22 protein-coding genes are annotated in these 24,834 nt (G+C 41.8%); 19 read left to right on the top strand and 3 right to left on the bottom strand.

From position 1 onward, the window contains the following. Positions 1-62: 62 nt before the first annotated feature. The 10 genes from WA256_RS14870 (at position 63) to WA256_RS14825 (ending at position 10,883) form a co-directional block, all read left to right on the top strand. Entirely contained in the window at positions 63-2,297 is a 2,235-nt protein-coding gene (locus WA256_RS14870) for an ABC transporter permease subunit (protein WP_054563526.1), read from the top strand. Between the two features lie 15 nt (positions 2,298-2,312). Continuing rightward, positions 2,313-3,962 carry a phosphate ABC transporter permease PstA gene (pstA, locus tag WA256_RS14865; RefSeq protein ID WP_130167225.1) on the top strand — a complete coding sequence of 550 codons (1,650 nt, stop codon included), beginning with the start codon at positions 2,313-2,315 and terminating at the stop codon, positions 3,960-3,962. Positions 3,963-3,988: 26 nt separating this feature from the next. Then, on the top strand, positions 3,989-4,816 hold the full coding sequence (gene pstB, locus WA256_RS14860; protein WP_062566615.1) for a phosphate ABC transporter ATP-binding protein PstB: 828 nt from the start codon (positions 3,989-3,991) through the stop codon (positions 4,814-4,816). Between the two features lie 47 nt (positions 4,817-4,863). After that, positions 4,864-5,565: a phosphate signaling complex protein PhoU gene (gene phoU / locus WA256_RS14855; RefSeq protein ID WP_054563528.1), complete on the top strand. Its 702-nt coding sequence runs from the start codon at positions 4,864-4,866 to the stop codon at positions 5,563-5,565. A gap of 150 nt (positions 5,566-5,715) precedes the next feature. Continuing rightward, positions 5,716-6,393: a TIGR00153 family protein gene (locus WA256_RS14850; RefSeq protein WP_054552477.1), complete on the top strand. Its 678-nt coding sequence runs from the start codon at positions 5,716-5,718 to the stop codon at positions 6,391-6,393. 43 nt (positions 6,394-6,436) lie between these two features. Further along, positions 6,437-7,705, top strand: a complete 1,269-nt coding sequence (locus WA256_RS14845) for an inorganic phosphate transporter (RefSeq protein WP_054563530.1) — start codon at positions 6,437-6,439, stop codon at positions 7,703-7,705. Positions 7,706-7,781: 76 nt separating this feature from the next. Next, a complete protein-coding gene (locus WA256_RS14840) occupies positions 7,782-8,711 on the top strand; it encodes a hydrogen peroxide-inducible genes activator (protein WP_063528173.1) in 930 nt (309 codons plus the stop codon). A 127-nt stretch (positions 8,712-8,838) separates the two neighbouring features. After that, a complete protein-coding gene (locus tag WA256_RS14835; protein WP_063528174.1) occupies positions 8,839-9,381 on the top strand; it encodes an RNA polymerase sigma factor in 543 nt (180 codons plus the stop codon). Next, a complete protein-coding gene (locus WA256_RS14830; protein WP_062566612.1) occupies positions 9,374-9,973 on the top strand; it encodes a hypothetical protein in 600 nt (199 codons plus the stop codon). The genes WA256_RS14835 and WA256_RS14830 overlap by 8 nt, the downstream gene beginning before the upstream one ends. 1 nt (position 9,974) lies before the next feature. Next, positions 9,975-10,883 (top strand): hypothetical protein, encoded by a 909-nt coding sequence (locus tag WA256_RS14825; protein ID WP_063528176.1) that lies wholly within the window; start codon positions 9,975-9,977, stop codon positions 10,881-10,883. A 22-nt stretch (positions 10,884-10,905) separates the two neighbouring features. Here WA256_RS14825 and WA256_RS14820 read toward each other — a convergent pair whose 3' ends face one another. Next, complete coding sequence (locus WA256_RS14820) at positions 10,906-11,109, bottom strand: hypothetical protein (protein ID WP_054563535.1); 204 nt, start codon at positions 11,107-11,109, stop codon at positions 10,906-10,908. Between the two features lie 233 nt (positions 11,110-11,342). Next, complete coding sequence (locus WA256_RS14815) at positions 11,343-13,853, bottom strand: two-component system response regulator (protein ID WP_130167226.1); 2,511 nt, start codon at positions 13,851-13,853, stop codon at positions 11,343-11,345. A 214-nt stretch (positions 13,854-14,067) separates the two neighbouring features. Between WA256_RS14815 and queA the strand changes: the two genes are divergently transcribed. The 8 genes from queA to WA256_RS14775 all read left to right on the top strand — a co-directional run bounded on the left by queA (position 14,068) and on the right by WA256_RS14775 (position 23,243). Continuing rightward, positions 14,068-15,099: a tRNA preQ1(34) S-adenosylmethionine ribosyltransferase-isomerase QueA gene (queA, locus tag WA256_RS14810; protein WP_054563537.1), complete on the top strand. Its 1,032-nt coding sequence runs from the start codon at positions 14,068-14,070 to the stop codon at positions 15,097-15,099. A gap of 410 nt (positions 15,100-15,509) precedes the next feature. Next, complete coding sequence (tgt, locus tag WA256_RS14805) at positions 15,510-16,637, top strand: tRNA guanosine(34) transglycosylase Tgt (RefSeq protein WP_058583935.1); 1,128 nt, start codon at positions 15,510-15,512, stop codon at positions 16,635-16,637. Positions 16,638-16,666: 29 nt separating this feature from the next. Next, entirely contained in the window at positions 16,667-17,005 is a 339-nt protein-coding gene (yajC, locus tag WA256_RS14800) for a preprotein translocase subunit YajC (RefSeq protein WP_036973302.1), read from the top strand. A 22-nt stretch (positions 17,006-17,027) separates the two neighbouring features. Next, entirely contained in the window at positions 17,028-18,887 is a 1,860-nt protein-coding gene (gene secD, locus WA256_RS14795) for a protein translocase subunit SecD (protein ID WP_063528500.1), read from the top strand. An 8-nt stretch (positions 18,888-18,895) separates the two neighbouring features. Further along, entirely contained in the window at positions 18,896-19,843 is a 948-nt protein-coding gene (gene secF / locus WA256_RS14790; protein WP_063528501.1) for a protein translocase subunit SecF, read from the top strand. A 56-nt stretch (positions 19,844-19,899) separates the two neighbouring features. Beyond that, the gene (locus WA256_RS14785) at positions 19,900-20,451 is read left to right on the top strand and encodes a hypothetical protein (protein ID WP_063528502.1); all 552 of its coding nucleotides are present in this window, start codon (positions 19,900-19,902) and stop codon (positions 20,449-20,451) included. An 87-nt stretch (positions 20,452-20,538) separates the two neighbouring features. After that, entirely contained in the window at positions 20,539-22,329 is a 1,791-nt protein-coding gene (locus WA256_RS14780; RefSeq protein WP_063528503.1) for a GGDEF domain-containing protein, read from the top strand. Between the two features lie 83 nt (positions 22,330-22,412). Beyond that, a complete protein-coding gene (locus WA256_RS14775; RefSeq protein ID WP_269408433.1) occupies positions 22,413-23,243 on the top strand; it encodes a substrate-binding periplasmic protein in 831 nt (276 codons plus the stop codon). A gap of 34 nt (positions 23,244-23,277) precedes the next feature. On the opposite strand, the gene suhB is transcribed toward WA256_RS14775, so the two are convergent. Then, positions 23,278-24,081: an inositol-1-monophosphatase gene (suhB, locus tag WA256_RS14770; RefSeq protein ID WP_054552496.1), complete on the bottom strand. Its 804-nt coding sequence runs from the start codon at positions 24,079-24,081 to the stop codon at positions 23,278-23,280. Between the two features lie 282 nt (positions 24,082-24,363). Here suhB and WA256_RS14765 point away from each other — a divergent pair, with 282 nt between their 5' ends. Then, the gene (locus tag WA256_RS14765; protein ID WP_062566604.1) at positions 24,364-24,711 is read left to right on the top strand and encodes a four helix bundle protein; all 348 of its coding nucleotides are present in this window, start codon (positions 24,364-24,366) and stop codon (positions 24,709-24,711) included. Positions 24,712-24,834 lie beyond the last annotated feature (123 nt).

Here is a 24,834-nt window from a genome sequence, read left to right as displayed (position 1 = left end):
TAACATTACTGTCATCTTGGTGAAATATAATGCGCGCAACGTTAAGATTTAAGGGTGTTTTGATGACTTCCAATCCGAATAAACCTACCTTTCATACGGATAGAAGCCGTCTATTTAAAGACAGGTTTGCCAAGTGGGGTATTTCCGCAGGTGGCGTAATGGTGCTAGTAGCACTGCTACTTATATTCTTTTACCTTCTTTATGTTGTTCAACCTATTTTTGAGTCAGCAAAAGTAGATACACGTAACAGTGTAAAACTACAAAATGCGTCAGAAGTTGTGGGTCTTGGCATTGAAGAACAAACAGAAATTGCCTTTTTACTTGGTGAAAAAGGTAATGTGGACTTTTACAATGTTGAAAAAGAGCAATTTGGTAAAAAGATCACCACTCTTAATACAGAATTACCAAGCGATGTAAGCAGCTTCGCAAGCTCTGCACCGTTTCAGGGGCAATACGCATACGGCCTAGAAAATGGCTCTGTGGTTGTGGTTGCGCCAAAATTCTTAGTGACATTCCCGAACAATCAACGCAAGTTAACACCACGTTTAGATTACCCGCTGGGTGATATGGCGCTTGAAGTTGATGAGCAAGGTGCGGCAATCACTAAATTTGCATTTAGCCACTACGAAGATAAAACAGCTGTTGTTGCTTTAACGGCTGACAAGCGCGTTATATTCAGCAGCTTTGTGGGTGAAGAAAACATGTTCACCGGCGAAGTAGAGTGGGTTGTTGAGCGTACTGAGCTTGATATCGAAGGTCGTGTTGATGAGCTATTAATCTCACCAGATACAACACGTACATTCGTGCGTTCAGCAAATCAAATTTACGTATATGATACCCGTTACCCTTCTGAAGTTGAGCAAATTCAACTGCTTGCAGCTAATGAAGAAAACGCGAACCTAGTTTCAACTCAGCTATTAGCGGGTGCAAACTCACTAATGCTTGCTAACGATAATGGCGAAGTATCACAGTGGTTTGAAGTAAACACTGAAAATGGCCGTGAGTTCCAAAAGATTCGTGCATTTGAAACCAGCAAGCAATCGAAACTAAACATTTTTACAGAGTTCTATCGTCGTACCTTCTTCACAGCAGGTGCTAACGGTGAGCTAGGTATTTATTACACAACCAGTGATGCAAAACTGTGGCAAGGTAAAGTAAGCGAAGGTCCAATTCAAAACTTTGCAATTGCGCCACGTTCAAATGCGGCACTTATTCTTGCTGATGACGCGCTAAAAGTAATTGAAATTCATAACGAGCACCCAGAAGTAACTTGGTCTGCTTTGTGGCAAGAAGTATGGTACGAAGGTTACCCAGAGCCGGGCTACATTTGGCAGTCAACGTCTGCAAGTGATGACTTTGAATCTAAGTTCTCATTAGTGCCAATTTCATTCGGTACAATTAAAGCGGCAATGTACGCAATGTTATTTGCGGTACCAATTGCGCTTTCAGCGGCAATTTACACGGCGTACTTTATGTCGAGTGAATTACGTAAAGTGGTTAAGCCGACTGTAGAAATCATGGAAGCATTACCAACGGTAATCCTAGGTTTCTTAGCGGGTCTTTGGTTAGCACCATTAATTGAAGAGCATTTACCTGCGATTATCGGATTATTGGTGTTGCTACCAATCGCTATTTTATTAACGGCATTTGGTTGGAATAAGCTACCGGCGTCAATTCGTCACCGTATTCCTGAAGGTTCGCACTCAATTTTACTTATTCCAGTGGTTATCTTTATTGGTTGGTTATCGTTTGCGATGAGTAACTCAATTGAGCTTTGGATGTTTGACGGCAATGTGCGTCAGTACTTAACCAATGAGTTGGGTATGACGTTTGACCAACGTAACTCACTAGTTGTTGGTATTGCGATGGGCTTTGCTGTTATCCCGACTATCTTCTCAATTGCTGAAGATGCGGTATTCAGTGTTCCTAAGCACTTATCAAACGGTTCATTAGCACTAGGTGCAACGCAATGGCAAACATTGGTTCGCGTAGTATTACTAACAGCAAGCCCAGGTATCTTCTCAGCAGTAATGATGGGTCTAGGCCGTGCTGTAGGTGAAACAATGATTGTACTAATGGCAACAGGTAATACACCTATTATGGACTGGAGTATCTTCCAGGGTATGAGAACACTTGCAGCGAATATCGCGGTAGAAATGCCTGAGTCTGAGGTAGGTAGCTCGCATTATCGCATTCTATTCTTAGCAGCATTTGTATTATTCATATTCACATTCATTTTCAACACAGTGGCTGAGTTTGTTCGACAGCAACTGCGTGATAAATACAGTTCAATGTAGGTGGAGAGACACGACATGGTAAAGCAGTGGTTTAAGTCTGGTTCTCCTTGGATTTGGATGACCGGCGGTGCGGTAAGCATCAGTTTAATCTCGGTTCTTGGCTTACTAGCCATGATTGCTTGGAAAGGTTTAAGCTTTTTCTGGCCATCAGAAGTAGTGCAATTTGAGCTGCAAGGCTCAGTTGAAAAACAAACTGTTATCGGTGAAATTTATGACCGTGAACTAGTTGCAAAATCACGTATTGAGGCGACGGGCGTTGATTTATCTCATTACGATAAAGAGCAACTAGAGCGTTTATTGATTAAAACAGGTAACCGTGAGTACGTAGCTCTAGATTTCCGTTGGGTACTAGAGACAGACATCACATCGCGTACTGCGCCAGCTGAGCTTGCTGTATTCGAGCGTAGTAAAAACGGTAACTTCTACGGTTATGTAGAACAGGTTATTAAAGACGGTGAAGTTATCACTGATAACAAAATCGACGTGCTTTATGATCTTGTAGACCGTGCTGTTGACCTGAATGACCAAGCGTTAGACTTACAAAATGGTGATATTGGTCATATTAACTATGAACTTGAGCGTTTACGCTTAAGAGAAAAGGCATACCAGCTTGATAACGAACTAACCGATGAGCGTGTTGCTGAGCTTGCACAAGCGCGTGCTGAGCTACGTGCTGAGTACACAGTGTTAGAAAAGCAGTTATTTGCGCTTCGTAAACAAGCAAAGCGTGACCAAGTAACAGTAAGAGACATGCGTGGTGAAGTGGTTACTTTACCTCTGTATCAAGTTCTTGATGTGTGGTTCCCTAATGACATGGGCTTCTTTGCTAAGCTTGGTCATTACTTTGTACAACTTGGTAAGTTTGTAGCAGATGACCCACGTGAAGCAAACACTGAAGGCGGTGTATTCCCAGCGATTTTCGGTACCGTGTTCATGGTATTACTAATGGCAGTGATTGTGACGCCGTTTGGTGTGGTTGCAGCGATTTACTTACATGAATACGCGGCAAAAAATGCCGTGACTAAGATGATCCGTATCGCGGTAATCAACCTTGCGGGTGTACCATCGATTGTATACGGTGTATTTGGTCTAGGTTTCTTTGTATACATGCTCGGTGGCAGCATTGACCAATTGTTCTACCCAGAGTCATCGCCAAGCCCAGTATTTGGTACGCCTGGTGTGATTTGGTCTGCATTAACGCTAGCAATTTTAACGCTGCCTGTTGTTATTGTTTCGACTGAAGAAGGTTTATCGCGTATTCCAAGTACGGTTCGTCATGGTTCATTAGCACTTGGCGCAACAAAAGCAGAAACGCTATGGCGTATCATCATTCCGATGGCAAGCCCAGCGATTATGACAGGTTTAATCTTAGCGGTTGCACGTGCAGCCGGTGAAGTAGCACCACTAATGCTTGTTGGTGTTGTTAAGATGGCGCCAACACTGCCACTTGACGGTAACTTCCCATACATACATTTAGATAGAAAATTTATGCACTTAGGTTTCCACATTTACGATGTTGGTTTCCAAAGCCCTAACGTAGAAGCGGCACGTCCGCTGGTATATGCCACGGCATTCTTACTGGTATCAGTAATTATCGCCCTGAATATCACCGCGATTGGTATTCGTAACCACTTACGCGAAAAGTTTAGAGCTCTTGAGCATTAATACAGAATTTTTATAGGTAGACAGAGATGATTACAGTTGCACCACAAGTAAACCAAGCGAAAAGCGCGGCAAAGCTAGATTTAGATAACCTAACTGCAGAACAAACAGCGTTAGAGATTAAAGACTTAGATCTATACTACGGTGATAAACAAGCGCTTAGCGGCGTAAATATGAACATCCCAAAAGGTCAGGTAACAGCATTTATCGGTCCATCGGGTTGTGGTAAATCAACACTTTTACGTTGTATCAACCGTATGAACGACCTTGTTGATAGCTGTCGTATCGATGGTGAGATCTTACTACATGGTCACAATATCTATGATAAGAATGTAGATGTTGCTGCACTACGAAGAAATGTCGGGATGGTATTCCAACGTCCTAATCCATTTCCAAAATCAATCTACGAAAATGTCGTTTATGGCCTACGCTTACAAGGTATTAAAGAAAAGCGTAAACTAGACGAAGTGGTTGAACAATCTTTACGTGGCGCGGCGTTATGGGATGAAGTTAAAGACCGTTTACACGATAGTGCATTTGGCCTATCGGGTGGTCAGCAACAGCGTCTTGTTATTGCTCGCTCAATTGCTATCGAGCCTGAAGTACTACTTCTGGATGAGCCTACATCGGCACTAGATCCAATTTCTACTTTAGTTATCGAAGAGCTAATTAACGACTTAAAGAATAAGTTTACCGTGGTAATCGTTACTCACAACATGCAACAGGCTGCTCGTGTATCAGACCAAACTGCGTTTATGTACATGGGTGAGTTGATTGAGTATTCAGATACCAATACGTTATTTACAACACCAAGCAAAAAGAAAACAGAAGACTACATTACAGGCCGTTACGGTTAGTCAATAAAGTCACTTGGTACCGTAAACGAAATTTATAGAGGTAGACAATGGAACATAATATCAATAAACACATTTCGGGCCGCTTTAATGAAGAGCTTGAAAATGTGCGTAACCATGTATTAAACATGGGTGGTTTAGTTGAGCAACAACTAAACAGTGCACTGGATGCTGTTAGTAATGGTGATGCCGATCTTGCACAAAAAGTTCGTGAAAACGACTACAAAGTAAATGCAATGGAAGTGAACATCGACGAAGAATGTACACGCATTATCGCTCGCCGTCAGCCGGCAGCGAGTGACTTACGTCTTGTAATTGCTATTGCAAAAACAATTGCCGATTTAGAGCGTATTGGTGATGAAGCTGAGCGTATTGCTAAAGTTGCGCTGGACTCATTCACAAAAGATCAGCAAGACCTACTGGTGAACATTGAAAACATGGGTCGCCAAGTATCGAAAATGCTTCATGATGTACTTGATGCATTTGCACGTATGGATGTGCAATGTGCGTTTGAAGTACATAAAGAAGACGCCAAAGTTGACCGCGAATACGAAGCAATTACCCGTCAAATCATGACATATATGATGGAAGATCCACGCTCAATCCCGAAAATTATGGATTTAGTGTGGTCAGTTCGTTCATTAGAGCGTATTGGCGACCGTTGCCAGAATATTGCTGAATACATCATCTATTTTGTTAACGGCAAAGATATTCGTCATACATCTCAAGAAGATATCGAAAAGTCGCTGTAAATTTAACCGCAACTTTTCATTATTAAAACGAGCGGCCTTTGGCCGCTTTGTCTATTATTGGTGATGTAAGGCAGAAAAAGCGTTCACAATCGAACACAATGCTGTAAAATTCGCAGCTGCCAAAGCATACTAATTTATAAAGGGTCAGTTATGCCTACAAATGCATTTTTAGGGGTTTTTGCTAAATCACCTATTAAGCCTATGGAAGATCACATTAAGAAAGTACATCAAGCAAGTAAAGCATTGATCCCTTTCTTTAATCACGTGTTTAAAGAAGAATGGCAAGAAGCGGAAGAAATCCGTCTAAACATTCGTAATTTAGAGCGTGAAGCTGATGAAATGAAACGTAACATCCGCCTTCAACTACCTCGTGGCTTATTTATGCCAGTTGAGCGTACCGATTTGCTAGAGCTTGTTACTCAACAAGACAAAATTGCTAACAAAGCAAAAGATATCGCAGGTCGTGTAGTTGGTCGTGAGATGATCATACCTACCGAAATCCAAACAGATTTCCTTGCTTATGTAACTCGTTGTGTTGATGCGACTAAACAAGCGTCAAAAGCAATCAATGAGCTAGATGAGCTGCTTGAAACGGGCTTCAAAGGTCGCGAAGTGACTTTAGTTGAAAAAATGCTCGTTGAATTGGACGCTATTGAACAAGACACGGATGACATGCAGATCAAAATTCGCCGTCAATTGCGCGCCATCGAAAATGAACTTAACCCTGTTGACGTGATGTTCTTATACAAGATCATTGAGTGGGTAGGCGAGCTTGCAGATATTGCAGAGCGCGTAGGTTCTCGTCTTGAGCTGATGTTAGCTCGTTAATTAAAAATCAGTTCAAACACGAAAAAAATTAAAGGTTCACACAATGGATATCATTGCAAATTACGGCACGTTATTGGTTTTAACTGCCGCCGCAGTCGGTTTCTTCATGGCTTATGGTATTGGTGCAAATGACGTTGCCAATGCGATGGGTACATCAGTAGGCTCAAAAGCACTTACAATTAAACAAGCAATCATCATCGCGATGGTGTTTGAATTCGCTGGCGCATACCTTGCCGGTGGTGAGGTTACATCTACAATCCGTAAAGGGATTATCGATGCCACGCCGTTTATGGACATACCTGAGTTAATGATACTAGGTATGATTGCCGCGTTATTCGCTGCAGGTAGCTGGTTATTAATTGCCTCTTTCTTAGGCTGGCCAGTATCTACGACTCACTCAATCATCGGTGCCATCATTGGTTTCGCATTAGTTGCAGTAGGTAGCGAAGCAATCCAATGGAACAAGGTAATGGGTATCGTAGGTAGCTGGATTGTTACCCCTGCTATCTCTGGTTTTATTGCTTACTTGATTTTCATGAGTGCGCAAAAGCTAATTTTTGACACTGATGCACCACTTAAAAATGCTAAGCGTTTCGTACCTATCTATATGGGTCTAGCGGGCTTCATCATGTCGCTTGTAACAATCAAGAAAGGCTTAAAGCACATTGGTATTAACTTAGGTGCTGTTGAAGGTTATGCCCTTTCTATCGCGATTGCTGTTGTAGTTGCTATCATCGGTAAGATTGCGATTGCTCGCCTTAAAATTGACCCTAAAGCTGACAAAGCAATGCAATTCAACAACGTTGAGAAAGTGTTCGCAGTACTAATGGTACTAACGGCATGTTGTATGGCTTTCGCACACGGTTCAAATGACGTTGCTAACGCAATCGGTCCACTAGCTGCTGTTGTAAACATTGTTGAGCACAACGGTGAAATCGCTAAGAAAGCGGCTATCGCATGGTGGATTTTACCACTAGGTGGTTTAGGTATTGTTGCTGGTCTTGCTATTTTAGGTAAGAAAGTAATTAAAACAATCGGTGAAGGTATCACGCACTTAACACCAAGCCGTGGTTTTGCTGCTGAGCTTGCTGCTGCTTCTACAGTTGTTATCGCATCAGGTACTGGTTTACCTATTTCTACTACGCAAACACTTGTAGGTGCGGTTTTAGGTGTAGGTATGGCACGCGGTATTGCAGCACTTAACATGGGTGTTGTAAGAAACATTGTAGTTTCTTGGGTAATTACATTGCCAGTTGGCGCAGCCCTTGCTATTGTTATTTTCTATGTACTGAGAACTGCCTTCGGGGTATAAAAAGTACTAAAAGACTTTTAGCTTGAAAAGATCTCAATGCCTTAGGTATTGGGGTCTTTTTATTTGCAGGTAGAGAATGAATAACTTACCAAGTATTAAACAACTACAGTATTTATTAGCAGTCCACCAACATCAACACTTTGGCCGCGCAGCAAGCGCCTGTTTTATCGGTCAATCAACCTTAAGTAGTGCAATTCAAAACTTAGAAGAAACCTTAGGTTGCCAGCTTATAGAGCGTGAAAACCGCAGCTTAATGTTTACCGCAATTGGTGAAGAGGTTGTCGAAAAAGCACGTAAGATTATTGACGACACCCTTAGCCTTAAAGAGCTGACAAAAAGCTTTTTAACGCCTTTAAGTGGCACACTAACGCTTGGTGTGATCCCGACGATTGCCAGCTTTATTGCTGCGCCTTTATATCATTTCTGCAAACAGACCTTTACCGAGTTAGAGCTAGTCTTGGTTGAAGACACCAGTGACAAGCTACTCGATAAACTTGAGCATGGCCAAATTGATATGGCATTACTTGCTTTACCGTATGACACTGAAAAGTTTCATACCCAAGTACTCGCTAAAGATCAGTTCAGCCTAGTGCACCATAAAGATTACACACCAGCAGATGGCGTGGAAGACTTTAACCTATTACCAGATGCGAGTGTGTTCTTACTAGAGCGTGAGCACTGTATGACAGGCCACGCGTTAAGTGCCTGCCATTTGAATCGCTCAAGCTGTATTAACCCATTTGAAGCGGCAAGCTTACATACCTTATTAAGTATGGTTGAACACCAGCTTGGTGTTACCTTCTTACCGCAAATGGCTATCAATGCCGGTATTTTAGATAAAAAAGATATGGTTGCTACGCCATCACAAGGCGATGCATACCGAGATATTGGCATTGTGTGGCGTAAAACCACAGGCCGGATCAGAGACTTTAGGCTGTTTAGTCAGCAACTAGAGCTGTTTCTTAATAAGCAGTGTAGCTTAGACGGTCAGTGTGACAACGAATAAAACCTCTAAATAAAACCCCAAATAAAAATATTTGGAGTTTTTTATTATTTAAGCAAACTATTTTTTTCCTTCCCTCGACTAACATAATAACAAAACCATTAAAGGCAGATCAGATGACGAGGCTAGCGTGTTTTTTCAATCACTTGAGACACTAATTGCTAAAGCGCAACAGGGCAATAAACGGGCCTGGTTGAAATTAGTCAAGCAGCACGAAACACAGGTATATAACTATTGCCTAAGGATGTTAAGTCACCCTGATGATGCAATGGATTTAATGCAAGAAGTGTTTATTTCTGTTTATAAAAGCTTGCCGAGTTTTCGTGGTGAATCGAGTTTTAATACTTGGCTCTATCAAATTGTGCACCGGCGTAGTGTTGAATATTACCGCCGCCGTAAGCTGCATCAAGGTTTAGATGGTATACCAGAAGAAAGCTGCGAGCATAGTGAGTTAGAAACCAATCAACTGCAATCTGAGCAGCATCATGAACTCAAAGCAATGATGAACAATTTACCCTGGGAGCAACGCTTGGTGGTGGAGTTAAAGTTTTTTCAGCACTGTACATTTGAAGAAATCGCTGAGCAATTAGGTATTTCGACCAATACAGCTAAATCAAGACTATACAGTGCGCTTGGTAAGTTAAAAGTGCATTTGGAGGCCGTAGATGGCTAATTTAGATTCATTATTTACCGCATGGTTAGAGGGCGAAAGCCTCACTGATGAGCAAATTGCGTTGCTACAAGCCAATGCTGAGTATGCATCAATGATGAACAATGCAATGCAGTGGCAACAGCAAAGTCAACATTATGAAACAGTGCCCGTACCAAATTGGGATCGAGAGTCTACGATGCCGAAAGTGCAAAAACAAAGTCTGTTTTTTGGTGCTGGAATGTGGGCAGTGGCTGCTTCAATAGTATTTTGCGCATGGGTTTTTGTTAGTAATCCACAGCAAGGAAATCAGCAGTTACTTGAGCAAGTGGCCAAGCAAACCAATTTACTAGAGTCACAACAAAAGCAAATTGATCAGTTGCAAAACATCATTACTGCGCAAAACGAAGTGCAGCAACAACAGATGTACCAACTGGCCAAAGAAGCAATAAAAACTGGGCGAGTCGAGCGCCAAGAAGATATTGCCAGCGTACTTGCATATATAAAGACGCAGCGCGCCCAAGACCAAGCGTACTTACGTATGCAGTTAAATGATTTAGCAGAGCAAGTGGATGGCGGACCATTGCCAACCGTTGCCAACAATTTGGAGTATTAAGATGTCAAAATACAAATCAACTACGGCAGCCTTATTGCTTTGCACAGCAGTAAGCTTACCGGCACAAGCAAGTGATGAATTAGATAAAATTCAGCGTGAAGTCGGGATCATGGAAAAAATCCTCTCAGCGGCGTTAAAACAAGATACCGATAACAAGGTAAGAAATGTGTCTTCGAGTTATTTGCAGCATCAAGGTGTGGTGTTTAGCTTTGATGTACGAGGCAGTTCGCGCTGGTCTACAGTGTTTGCCTCTGTACCCGATGCGCCGCTGCCACCTATGCCAGATATCGACTTTGAAGAACTAACTGAAATCGAAGTGTTAGGCGAACATGTGCAAGTGATCAGCGATGCAGTAGTCGTGAAAACGCAAGAAGCCTATCAGCAAGCCATGGAAGTGATGCGCGAAAGCGCAGAGCGAGTACGTGAAGTTGCTGAGCAAGAGCGCGATGTGAGCCGTGAAATCCGTGATCTTGAACGTGAAAAGCGTGACCTTGAATTTGACCGTCGCCACGATAAAGATGCCAAAGAGCAAGAGCTCGAGAAGCGTAAACAAGCATTGCAAGCATCGATTAAAGAGCTTGAAAAGCAGCAGCAAAAGTTATCACAAAAGCAGCAACAAATGCGCAAAGAGTTAGCCGAGAAAAAACAAGCTCGTGTAAAAGAGCAAAAGCAACAGCTGGCTTCTTTAGCTAAGCAAGTAGATAAGAGCTTATCACTGACTTTATGTGATTATGGTAGCGGTTTAAGAAACCTGCCTAACGATGAACATGTGAGCTTTATCATCCGTGGTGTTAGCGAAGGTAAAACTGAGCAAGTAAAAGTATTTAAAAAGTCAGACATTAAAAAGTGTGTGGTTGGCGATATAAAAGCCGCGCAATTACTCGAAAAAGCATCAACTTATAGTTTTTAAATTCTCCCAACTAAAAAGCAGCCTAAAGTGGCTGCTTTTCATTCATTGAAAATGGTTTTAAATCGGGTAAAAACAACAAGTAAACCCACACGACTAAGTTAAAGTAAGGTACTAAACCTAGCCCTGTAAATGTTTTTACCGGATACCCCTTAAAGGTCGCATTACGGTAACATTGATACGCTATCCCTAGATTCACAATCAGCAACAAAACGATTAGTTGTGTCATCACTTTTCTCCTTTATACCGCCAATAGATGGACTTAACGATGTTAAGTCATACTCAGTATGTTTAATGTAATAAGCAATGTCATGTTTATTATAGATAATCACTATAAAAACACGACATTTTATCTTGCTGTGGATTTAAGTATAGATGAGTATTGTCAGTATGGAAGTTTAAAAACTAAGAAAAAATGTTTAAAAATGTATTAAATTTAGGCTTTTTAAGGCTAGATATTTGTTAGTTAAAAAGATTATTTTCAGATATTTTTTTCAGCTCGTCGCTAATTTTTTCAACCGGTACTGGGCGGGCAATAAAGTAGCCTTGACCATAGTCGATACCAATTTCTTTTAGTGCTAAGAATATTTCTTTGTTTTCAACATATTCAGCAACAGAGCGCTTATCAAGCGAACGGCTAATATCATTAATCGCTTTTACAAGCGCTAAATCGATTGGGTCGTTCAACATGTCGCGAACAAATGAACCATCAATTTTTACGTGTTGAGCCGGTAACTGTTTAAGGTAATTGAAGGTACTAAAGCCAGTACCAAAGTCATCAATAGAGAAGTGACAGCCTAAGCCGTTCAAACGCTCGATCATGGCACGGGTTGCAACTAGGTTGTTAATACTCGCAGACTCGGTGATCTCAAAAATAATGCGTGTTGGTTCAACATTGTATTCTTTTAAGCTCGATTCAATGTGCGGCAGTAAACGTTCATCTAAAAACGACTGTGCTGATAAGTTAATTGCGACTTGGTTAAGCTCTGGGTACTCGGCAACGCTCTTAATAGCATTACGAATAACACATTGGTCCATCAAGAAAGTATCGTTTAGAAGCTCTAAAGCAGGAATAAACTGATTAGGGTAGATGAGTTCATTATCAAGCTTTAAGCGTAATAGCGCTTCAAAGTAGGCGACGTGGCCGCGTTTAAAGTCCCAAATCGGTTGATAGTGCAGTTCGATAGCATCATGTTGTAATGCTTGGCGAATACTATGACCCCATTCAAGACCGGCTTGTAAACTATTGTGATGACTATCTTCTTTTGAATAACAGTGTACTAAGTTACGGCCTAAGCTTTTTGCTACATAAAGGGCGATATCAGCTTGTTTTAAACACTCACTTGGGTCGTTATTTTGCTCGGTGATTTGTGTTAAACCAATTGAACAGCTAATTGAGTACTCTTGACCTTCTGAATGAAAGCGGTGCTTTTCAATCGCCATACAAATACTTTCTGCCACCAAGTGTGCATCGAGTAAGTTAGTATTTTTTAAGATCACGGCAAATTCATCACCACCGATGCGGCACACTAAGTGCTCATCACTAATATTCGCAGTGAATAACTGGGCAACTTCTTTTAAAACGATGTCACCTTGTTGGTGACCTTTACTGTCATTGATGATTTTAAAGTGATCTAAATCGATATAAATCAGCGCGTGCTCTGTATCGTTACTGGTGTATTGTGCTTTACAAATACGTTGTAATTGTTGGTCAAAGTAGTAACGGTTATGGAGCTCTGTGAGCGTATCGTGCAAGGCTAAATGACGAAGTTGTAACTCTGCCTGCTTACGCTCATGAATGTTATCTATGGTGGCGGTAATAGTCGCTGAGTTTTGGCTGTTTTTAATCAGCTGTAAGCGACACTCAACCCAAATGGCATTGCCATTTTTATGTTTTAGCTGGATCTCTACCTGTTGCTGTTGCTCACCACCATGCAGAATACGCTGAATGGTATCTTGTAGCTTTGTTTTACACTCAGGTAAACAAAAGTCAGTTAATGACTTTGCTAAACTAGACTTAATGCCATAGCCTGTTAGGTGCTCCCAGGCAGGGTTAATAAAGCGAATATTACCCTCTTGGTTAAACTCAAGTACCACAGTATTTAGATGTAATAAAATACGTTGGTGGGCAGAAAACAGCTCTTTATAGCGGCTTTGACTTTGGCTTAGTTGCTCTACTTTTTGCGCAAACTCTGCATAGCTCACCATGAAATCTTCACGACGGGCAGCGTGGTCACACACTTTACTCAATAACGAGTGATCGTAAGGGGCGCGAATAAAATCAGTAACGCCAGAGAGTAACAACTGCTCAGCATAATCTGCATCATTGTTATCAATGATAGTTACAATCGCTTGCTTTGGGTTGTGTTGTAATATTTCGCTAATTAACCCAGCTGCGGTATCAGAATGAGATTCGGTGGCGTCAATCAATACAATGGCAAATTTTTGCTGCAGATAGGTCGCAAGTGTCGCTTTTGTTGAAGTGGTATGGGTTATCGCGAAGCTAAGTTTTAACTGTTCGCTGATATCTTTTGCTTTACGGTTATCGGTTTCAAGTAGTAATAAATTAAGACGACTACTTTTTTCAAGGTGAGTTGATAATACGTTGGCAAGCACTTGCGGCAGCATATCTTGGCGCTCAAATGGCAATACTGCATCAATGCCATAGCTGCGCGCTGTGGTTTCGGCTATGCGTTCACAATAGATTGGTGGAGTAAGTAAAATTGGTGTGTTTTTTGGTGTTTTTAATAACCCTGAACGGATCATGCGCGAAAAGCGCCAACCATCAATCTTACCGACCTCAAGGCCTGTAATGATAATATCCACCGGGTGGCTTTTAAGAATTTTAAGCGCATCTTGAGAGTCACTGGCTTCGATAAACGTGAAGACATTAAGCTTGTTTAATGTGGTCTTAATTGTTTCACGCTCAGCAACGCTCGCGTTCAAAATTAGCAGCTTTAACTGCTTTGCCATGGCGCTACTACCTCTTACTTAACCCATGTTTAGTGAATAAGCTAGAATAATGACATTTTGCCTAATCTACAAGCAAACTTTACCCAAAAGCGGTTAATAAGTACTTAAGTTTGTAATCCTTTAAGCTAGTACCAAGTTGACGCAGGGCTTTGCTTGAGGTGGTGGGCGTATCAGAGTAAACTTGGCGCGTTTTTATTAATGAGAGATATGCTCTATGCGCGTAGCTGATTTTAGCTTTGACCTTCCTGATGAATTAATTGCTCGTTTTCCTAAAGCAGATCGAACTAGCAGTCGTTTACTGACGCTTGATGGCCCATCAGGCCAAGTTGAGCATAAAGTATTTAGTGATATTTTATCGCTCGTTAATGAAAATGACCTATTAATTTTCAATAACACCAAAGTGATCCCTGCTCGCATGTTCGGGCAAAAAGAGTCAGGCGGTAAGCTTGAAGTGTTAGTAGAACGTGTACTCGACGAACACCGTGTTCTTGCGCATGTGCGAGCTAGTAAATCGCCAAAACCAGGCTCAAAAATCATTCTTGAAGGTAAAGCCGAAGCAATCATGGTTGCGCGTCATGGCGAACTTTTTGAGCTTGAATTTGCCAAAGACGAAAATGTATTAGATATCCTAAACGACATCGGTCACATGCCATTACCACCTTATATTGACCGTCCTGATAACGAGTCAGATCGTGAGCGCTATCAAACTGTATACGGTGAAAAACCAGGTGCAGTTGCAGCGCCAACGGCAGGCCTGCATTTTGATGATAAATTAATGGCAGCCTTAAAAGACAAGGGCATTAACATGGCCTTTGTGACCTTGCACGTAGGTGCAGGTACCTTCCAGCCTGTGCGCGTTGACTCAGTTGATGAGCATGTTATGCATTCAGAGTACATCGAAGTACCAGATGAAGTGGTTAAAGCGGTAGCCGAAACGAAAGCAAAAGGTGGTCGTGTCATTGCTGTAGGTACTACATCAGTTCGCTCATTAGAGTCAGCTGCTAAAGTGCATGGCGGCAAACTAGATACTTACTTTGGCGATACCGATATCTTTATTTACCCGGGTTATCAGTTCAATGTGGTTGATGCCATGGTGACAAATTTCCACTTACCTGAATCAACGTTAATCATGTTAGTCAGTGCCTTTGCAGGTCAAGAGAACATAATGGGTGCTTACCACACGGCTATTGAGCAGCAGTATCGCTTCTTTAGTTATGGTGATGCGATGTTCTTAACGCGCAAATAACAACAAATAGTTTATACCCAAGCCTCCTCAAGGTGCAGAATTCAGCGTTTCACAGGTGCTTAATATCAAGGCGTTACTTTGCAAGAATGGCAGTCCCTTTTAAGAAGTAACAACGATGAGAGTGAGTGCCTGTGAAGCGCCCAAAGGGTTGGTTTAAAAGCGATTTATACTGCGTTATTGATTTTAATAATAGAACCACTATTACTTGCAATCAATGCCTTGCCTAAATCGCTTTTAATTCCAACTGAAACTCGCATCTTGAGGTGGTTTGGGTATATAGAGCCCAGTTTTTTAACTGGGCTTTTTATTTTCGAATTTAGCCCAATTTATAGTAATAAACCCGCAAACAGGGTAGAATCGAGCGGTTAAATTATAGCTTGTTGGACTGTTTTTCCGACACTGAGGATAATATGAAATTTGAATTAGACCGCACTGACGGTAAAGCGCGCCGCGGCCGCTTGATTTTTGAACGTGGTGTTGTAGAAACACCAGCATTTATGCCTGTAGGTACTTACGGTACTGTTAAAGGTATGACGCCTGACGAAGTTAAAGATACTGGCGCACAAATCTGCCTAGGTAACACTTTCCACTTAATGCTGCGTCCTGGCACAGAAATCATTAAGCAGCACGGTGATTTACACGACTTTATGAATTGGGATCGTCCAATTCTAACTGATTCAGGCGGTTTCCAAGTATTCAGCTTAGGCGCAATGCGTAAAATCACTGAAGAAGGCGTGATGTTCAGTTCACCAGTTAACGGTGAAAAAATCATGCTTTCGCCAGAAAAAGCGATGCAAGTTCAGCGTGATCTAGGCTCTGACATCGTGATGATTTTTGACGAATGTACGCCATACCCTGCGACAGAAAAAGAAGCTAAAGATTCTATGGAGTTATCACTTCGTTGGGCTAAACGCTCAAAAGAAGGTCATGGCGATAACCCAGCTGCGCTATTTGGTATTATCCAAGGTGGTATGTACCCTGAGCTTCGTGCACAATCACAAAAAGGCCTAGAAGAAATCGGCTTTGATGGTTATGCATTAGGTGGTTTATCGGTTGGTGAGCCGAAAAACGAGATGATCAATATTCTTGATCACTGTGCTTACAAAATGCCTGAAGACAAGCCTCGTTACTTAATGGGCGTTGGTAAACCAGAAGACTTAGTTGAAGCGGTTCGCCGTGGTATCGATATGTTTGACTGTGTAATGCCTACGCGTAATGCCCGTAACGGTCATTTATTTGTAACTGGCGGCATTGTTAAAATCCGTAATGCAGTACATAAAACAGACACCGGTCCACTGGATCCTGAGTGTGATTGTCATACGTGTAAAAACTATTCACGTGCATACTTGCATCATCTTGATAAATGTAATGAAATCTTAGGCGCACGTCTAAACACGATTCACAACTTACGTTATTATCAACGCGTGATGGAAGGCTTACGTAATGCCATCAGTAATGGCAAACTAGACGAATTTGTTGCAGATTTTTATGCACGCCGCGGCCAAGAAGTGCCAGAGCTTGCAGATACATCAGATTAAATTTTTAGAAAAATTAAAGAGGAAGTGAAATGAGTTTATTCATCTCAAACGCCCACGCAAGTGCGGCAGGTGCAGCACCAGCAGGTGGTGGCATGGAAATGCTAATCATGTTGGGTATTTTTGGTCTGGTATTTTATTTCTTAATCTACCGTCCACAAGCTAAGCGTGTAAAAGAGCATAAAGCACTAATGAGCGCAATGGCGAAAGGCGACGAAGTACTAACGCAAGGTGGTTTAGTAGGTAAGATTGCTAAAATCGCTGATGACAAAGACTTCATCGTGATTTCATTAAACGACCAAGCAGAAGTAACAGTACAAAAATCAGCTGTTTCTGCAGTATTGCCAAAAGGCACTATGAAGTCGCTATAACAATAAAAATAAGGACTCACACGTGTTAAACAAGTTTCCATTATGGAAGTATTTACTTGTTCTTGTAGTGTTAGTCGTTGGTATTTTATATGCCTCTCCAAATTTGTATGGCCGAGATCCGGCCATACAAGTATCGGGCACTAAAGGTACTGATGCTGACCTCAGCGTACTCGATAAAGTAAATGCGACTCTCAAAGAACATAACGTTACTGTTAAATCAAGCAAACTTGAAGACGGACAAATCCTCGTTCGTTTTAAGAATGTTGAAGACCAACTAAAAGCGCAAGATCTACTGCGTGATTCCCTTAGTGAAGATTATATCTCTGCAATCAATATGGCGCCTGCTCAACCAGAGTGGTTAAAGTCATTGGGTGGTAACCCAATGAAACTAGGCCTAGATTTAAGCGGTGGTGTTCACTTTACTATGGAAATCGACATGGCGACGGCGGTTGATACTCAGCTTGAGCAAATGGAACAAGATTTCAAAAGTGACTTACGTGAAGAAAAATTGCGTTATCGCACCATTCGCCGTGTAGCGAACAGTGAGCGATTACGTGTTGAAATGCGTAACGAAGAAGATAAAGATGCAGCAGAGCGTTTCTTATCAACACGTTACCCATTAAACGTTTACGTTGATGATAGCAGCAGCGACAATGCTTTTTATGCCAGCATGAGCGAGCAAAAGCTTAAAGAAATTCGTGACTACGCTATCAAACAAAATGAAACAATTATCCGTAACCGTATTAACCAAATCGGTGTTGCAGAGCCTAACGTACAGCGTCAAGGTGCTGAGCGTATCATCGTGCAACTTCCGGGTGTACAAGATACAGCGCGTGCTAAAGAGATTCTGGGTGCAACAGCAACCCTAGAATTCCGCGAAGTTGATGAAAATGCAGATGCAAGTGCAGCCCTGCAAGGCCGTTTACCGCCAGGTACAGAAATGATCATGGCGCGTGAAGGTTACCCTGTGGTACTTAAGCAGCGCATCATTCTTGAAGGTAGCCACATCACTGGCGCGCAATCAGGTATGGATGAGTATCAACGTCCACAAGTTAGCATTACGCTAGACAGCAAAGGTGGCGCAAAAATGAATGCGTTCACTAAGCGTGCTATCGGTAAACGCATGGCAACGGTATTCATTGAATACAAGCCATCAGGTAAAACAGATGAAAACGGAAAAGCACTTCCACCAATTAAAGTTGAAGAAGTGATTAACGTAGCGACGATTCAAGCGCGTCTTGACCGTTCATTCCGTATTACTGGTATCGATAACCCAGCTGAAGCACATAACCTAAGCCTATTACTTCGTGCCGGTGCACTTGTAGCGCCAATTCAAATCGTTGAAGAGCGCACGGTAGGTCCAAGCTTAGGTCAAGAAAACATTGAAGCAGGTATGACAGCGGTTGTGCTTGGTTTTGTGTTTGTTCTTGTATTTATGCTTTTCTATTACAAAGGTTTCGGCATGGTGGCAAATTTGGCACTGGGCGCAAACTTAGTATTAATTGTTGGTGTGATGTCGCTTATTCCTGGTGCAGCGTTAACGCTACCGGGTATTGCTGGTATCGTATTAACCGTCGGTATGGCCGTTGATGCCAACGTACTTATCTTCGAACGTATTCGTGAAGAACTTGCTGATGGCCGTAGTCCACAACAAGCCGTTCACTTTGGTTACGACAGCGCGTTTAGCACAATTTTAGATGCTAACATCACAACACTTATCGCAGCAGTGATCCTATTTGCAGTGGGTACTGGTCCTATTGCTGGTTTCGCAGTAACACTAGCGATTGGTATTATCACCTCTATGTTTACAGCCATTGTTGGTACCCGTGCGGTAATCAACTTATTCATTGGCGGTAAGCGTATTGATAAGTTGTCGATTTAGGAGTCAGCATGCAAATTTTAAAACTCGGTGGTAAAACACTCCCGTTTATGAAGTTAAGAAAGTTTGCCATGACATTATCAACTTTGTTGATTTTGGCTTCTTTCGTGTCGTTTTTTACTAAAGGCTTGAATTTTGGTCTCGACTTCACTGGCGGTACCGCTGTTGAGGTAGGCTTTACACAAGCACCTGATCTTAAAGAAGTACGTGATGCAATCACTGAAAGTGGCTTTGAAGATTTTTCGGTGCAACTGTTTGGCTCAAGTAAAGAAATTTTAGTGCGTCTTGCTCCGCAAGGTCCTGGCGTAAAAGCAGAAGTAATTGGTAACCAAATCATTACGGCATTACAAAAAGTAGAGTCGACAGTAGAAATGCGTCGTATCGAATTTGTTGGCCCAAGTGTTGGTGAAGATCTAAAAGAGCAGGGTGGCCTTGCCATGTTAACTGCACTTATCTGTATCTTAATTTACGTTGCGTTTCGTTTTGAATGGCGTTTTGCGGTAGGTGCTGTATCGGCACTATTACACGACGTTATCATCACATTAGGCTTATTCTCAGTACTTGGCCTAGAGTTTGACTTAACGATTCTTGCGGCTATTTTGGCGGTAATAGGTTACTCACTGAACGATACTATCGTTGTATCTGACCGTATCCGTGAAAACTTCCGTAAAGTGCGTATTGATGACACGATTGAAATTATCGATATTTCATTAACGCAAACGTTAAACCGTACCCTAGTAACATCAATCACCACTATTCTAGTATTGATTGCGTTATTTGGTTGGGGTGGTCAAACGATCCACGGTTTCGCAACGGCATTACTGTTTGGTGTGTTCATCGGTACTTATTCATCTGTTTATGTTGCTTCAGCTGTAGCAATTGCAATGGGTGTAAGTAAAGAAGACTTAATTCCAGAAGTAATTGAAAAAGAAGGTGCGGATCTCGATCCTATGCCTTAATAAGTGATACAAAAAGAAACCGCCCTAATTAGGGCGGTTTTTTTATGGGAGAAATTATGAAACACCTGATGTTTAGCGTGTTTATACTTTTAATGCTTAGTGCTTGTGACGATAAGCCTGAGCCAGAACAGACTGATGTGCAGCAAATACCTGAGGTAACACTTCAGCAGCAGTTCGACAGCTATAAAGGGTTGGCTTGGCAAGTTGTAGAAGCACTACAAAACCAATCAACTGCTCAGCAATTACAAGAGCTGACACTTAAGCTAATTACTTCATCAACAGGTTTGTTCTTAAATCTAAAAGCACAGTTGCCAGAGTGTGAGGCAAGCTTGCAAGCGATGGCAGGCGCTACAGAGTTTCAGCAACAACAAAGTGATGATATAGAGGCGTTGAAGAATGTAATAACAATTAATGTAGAGCCTGAACTACCTGAGTTTGCTGCGCCAAGCTGTTATCACGCACAAAAGTTATTACTTAATCCGCTCGCAGTTTATAAATTTGCGCAACAAGCTGATTTAGCACAGAGTGATTACCAAAAAGCTAAATTAAAAATGACAGATAGTTTTGCCCGCATTAAGCAACTTGAGCTGATCACCGCTATTGAGTAATCTGCACTCGTCATAGCCTTGCCATAAAATTGTCATACAAGGTTGATAATTTACCCACCTATTTGTATTACTAACGCTAGGTGTAAGGTGAACGCACAACTACAGCAGATCTTAGATAACAGTGCAATTGAGACCTTGTTTCAACCTATCTTTGATATTTCTAATCAACATATTTTGGGTTATGAGGCATTAAGCCGCGGCCCGAAAGGGTCTGAGTTAGAAATGCCGAGTGCATTATTCAGTGCAGCTATTGCTTGCCATAAGATCTCTGAATTAGAGCTACTTTGCCGCAGTAGAGCAATTGAGAACTTTGTGAAACTCAATTTACAAGGCAAGCTATTTTTAAATGTAAGCCCTAAAACCTTACTTGACCCTTGCCATCCTAAAGGTGAAACATTACACCTAGTTGAGCACTTTGGCCTAGCAACTAATCGGGTAGTAATTGAAGTTACAGAACAAGAAAAAGTCGATGATGGCTTTTTATTGTTAAAGACCATTGCCCATTATCGTGAGTTAGGCTTTTCGATTGCCATTGATGACTTAGGGGCTGGCTATTCGGGCTTAAAGCAGTGGTCTGAGCTATGCCCTGAGTTTGTAAAAATAGACCGCTACTTTATCGACCACTGCGATCAGAGTGTGGTTAAAAAAGAGTTTTTAAAGTCAATTATAGAGCTTGCAAAAGCCACCAATACGCAAGTTATCGCAGAAGGCATAGAACGGGCAGAAGAGCTTCGTTTACTCGAGAGCTTAGGTGTGCAACATGCACAAGGCTTTTTACTCGAAAGGCCGAGCTTACAGCCAAGTTACGAAATTAATATCCACTGCTTAAAACACTTAGAGTCATCAGACAATAGCAATACTTTTGAGCAGTCTATGGCAATCGGTTGGTTGGCAGTCGAGCACGCCAGCATAGAAGCAACAACCCGCTGTAAAGATGCCCACAGTATCTTTGAGCAAGATAAAACGCTAACTAGTCTTGCCGTATTGGAGCACAATATTCCTGTTGGTTTATTGCACCGAGATCAACTCACTGAAGTGTTTGCTGCTCCCTATGGCCATGCACTTTATGATAAGCAACCAGTTACTTCTTTAATGGATAAACAGCCGTTAATCGTTGACGAAAACGAGTTACTCGATACGGTGAGTCAGCAAATTACTGAGTTTGAGTTTGATATTCGACGCCACATTGTTATCACCCGAAGTGGTGAATACTTAGGGTTGGCACCATTACGTAATATCTTAAAACACATTACCGAAGAAAAAATCCGCCATGCACAACATGCCAACCCGCTTACTATGCTGCCGGGTAATGTCGCAATTAACGAAGCAATTGAGCTGAGGCTTCGTAATAATTATCCGTTCTCACTCGCATACGTTGATTTAAACCACTTTAAACAGTTCAATGACTTGTACGGTTATGCTAGTGGTGACAGCGTTATAAAATTACTTGCAGAAGTCATCGTAGAGGCCTGTAGTACTAGCAAAGGGTTTGTCGGGCACATTGGCGGTGATGACTTTATGGTGGTGTTCGATAAAAATGATGCAGAGCAAGTTTGCCATGACATCATTAGTAAGTTTGAGCTGCAGTCTCGGGCCTTTTTCACCCCAGAACATATTGAGCAAGGGGGTTATTGGGCAAGCAATCGAGAAGGTAAAAAGCAGTTTGTGCCACTACTTACATTATCAATCGGTTTAGTTAAGCCTGACTTAGAGCTATGTATTAACAGCCACCAAGTTGCAGCGCTGGCAACAGATGCGAAAAAAGAGGCCAAGCGTTATCAGAGTAGTCATTTGTTTGTATGTAAACGTAGCCGACCAGCCCCCGCAGTGGTGCGTTTAAGCAGCCAAAAAGATGAAGCATTCCCTATTAGTTCATGAAGAAATTTTAAGTTCGCTTAATTTTACTTGTGTCCCTGTTTAACTGGGTGTAGCTTAAAAAAAACACATAAACAAAAATAACAATGAAGCGACTATGTAGTGCAATCCTAGTATTGCTAAGCCTAGGATACAGCCTTACCACAGAAGCTAACAATGTGGTCAATTTAGCGATTGAGCAACGCCCACTGTATAAACGCGATTATTATCTTCATGAATTGCTGGCAGCGGCTCTACGCGCCAGTAATTATCAAGCAGAAATCAACGAAGTTCTGGTTCATCCTCATCAACAACGTACCTTGCTGATGCTCGATGAAAAGCAAGCCGATGTGTTTTGGAGTATGACAAGCCCCGAGCGAGAACACCTTGCAATAGCAGTTAAAGTACCTTTGTTTAAAGGCTACATTGGTAAACGCGCATTACTAACTAAGCGAGCGTTTTTACCGCGTTTTAAAGATGTAAAAACGAAACAAGATTTAGCGCAGTTTAGTGCCATTCAAGGCCATGATTGGCCCGATACTAAAATCCTTGCTCAAAACGGCTTAACAGTCAGACCGCTGGCAAATTACCAGGCAATGTTCAGCTTAGTGATCAGAGGGCGAGTTGATTATTTTCCGCGTTCGTTCATTGAAGTCATGTCTGAAATGGAACAAATCAAAAGTGACGAGCTGGTTATAGTGCCTGACCTTTATATTAGCTATCCAACGGCATTTTACTTTTTTGTCAGTAACCACAAACCTGAATTGGCAGAAGCTCTGTTAAAAGGACTCAAGGTGATGAAAAGCACGGGCGAATTTGAACAGTTATTTGCCAGTTACTTTGCTGAAGACTTGGCTAAGTTGCCATTTAAAGAAGGTGAATTCATAGAGATAAAACTCGACAACGATTATTTTCAGCCACAAAAAAAGGAGCCTTAGCTCCTTTTTTGCATTTTTACATTACAACCCGCTATTAGCGAAGTAGTGACTCAGTTAACACTGGGCGAATTTCACGAATGATTGCTTGAGTTAACTTAGGTGCACCACAAATGATGTTGCCGCTTTGGTTGTAGTTAATACCACCTGCGAAATCAACAACCATACCGCCAGCTTCTTTAACTAAAAGCTCGCCTGCTGCTGTGTCCCATGGCTTAAGGCCAATTTCAAAGAAACCATCAACACGGCCCGCTGCAACATAAGCCATATCTAATGCAGCAGAACCTGCACGGCGGATATCAGCAGTGTGCACGAAAAGTGCTTTAAACGCTTCAGAGTATGCGTCTAAGTGGTGCTTTTGTTTGAATGGGAAACCAGTTGCAAGTACAGAACCTGCTAACTCGTTAGTTTTAGTTACGCGTAAACGCTTGCTGTTAAGCTGTGCGCCTTGACCACGAGAAGCAGTGAATAATTCACCACGGATTGGATCATAGATAACAGCTTGGTCTAAACGACCTTTAACTTTAAGTGCAATAGATACTGCGAAATGAGGGATACCCTTGATGAAGTTAGTTGTGCCATCAAGTGGGTCAACAATCCATTGGTAATCTGCATCTTTACCTTTATGCTCACCTAGCTCTTCACCTACGATAGTGTGATCTGGGTAAGATTTTAAAATGGTATCACGAATTGCGGCTTCAGCTTCTTTGTCGATGTTAGTCACTAAGTCGTTAGTGCCTTTTTGTTGTACATCAACTTTTGATAAATCTTCACTTGCGCGAAGTAAAATTTTGCCTGCGTTACGCGCAGCGCGAACCGCAATGTTTAACATTGGATGCATAGCATTACCTTTGGGTTGTAAAAGAACGAATATATTTAAGCCGGCGTATTCTAGCGATTTCTAGCGTAAAGTAAACAATAAACTCGAATAAATTAGTTTGTTTTTTGTACAGTTCTGATTTTGTTGTTGATTTAATTTCAGAAGAAGGGGTTAGTGGTCAGCCGTCAGCCGTCAGCCGTCAGCCGTCAGCCGTCAGCCGTCAGCCGTCAGCCGTCAGTTTGAAATTTGCATTCTGAAAAATTCGTGCCTATATAAAGTTTTTATACTTAAAAGGATGCGAGTATGAATTTTGAAAAATTAGAGGTATGGAAGCGTTCAGCAAGATTAAGTGCTGACATCTACAAAGAAACGACAGATCTAAATGATTTTGGCTTTCGCAATCAGCTCACTCGTTCTGGTTTATCAATACCGAGTAATATCGCAGAAGGTATGGCGAGAGTCAGCAAAAAAGAGCGGGTACGTTTTTTAGATATATCAAGATCGTCAATAGCAGAAACACGAACGCAAATTTATATCGGAATTGAGATTAAATATATCGATGCCGCCATAGGTAGAGCTTGGGTGAGTGAAACGGAAGAGCTATCAAAAATGTTGACATCTCTTATGTATAGGATCGAAGCTGATAGCTGATAGCTGATAGCTGATAGCTGATAGCTGATAGCTGATAGCTGATAGCTGATAGCTGATAGCTGATAGCTGATAGCTGATAGCTGATAGCTGATAGCTGATAGCTGATAGCTGATAGCTGATAGC

Source organism: Pseudoalteromonas sp. CH_XMU1449-3 (assembly GCF_037027245.1).
GTDB lineage: Bacteria > Pseudomonadota > Gammaproteobacteria > Enterobacterales > Alteromonadaceae > Pseudoalteromonas > Pseudoalteromonas shioyasakiensis.
This window is presented reverse-complemented; position numbering and strand designations above follow the sequence as displayed.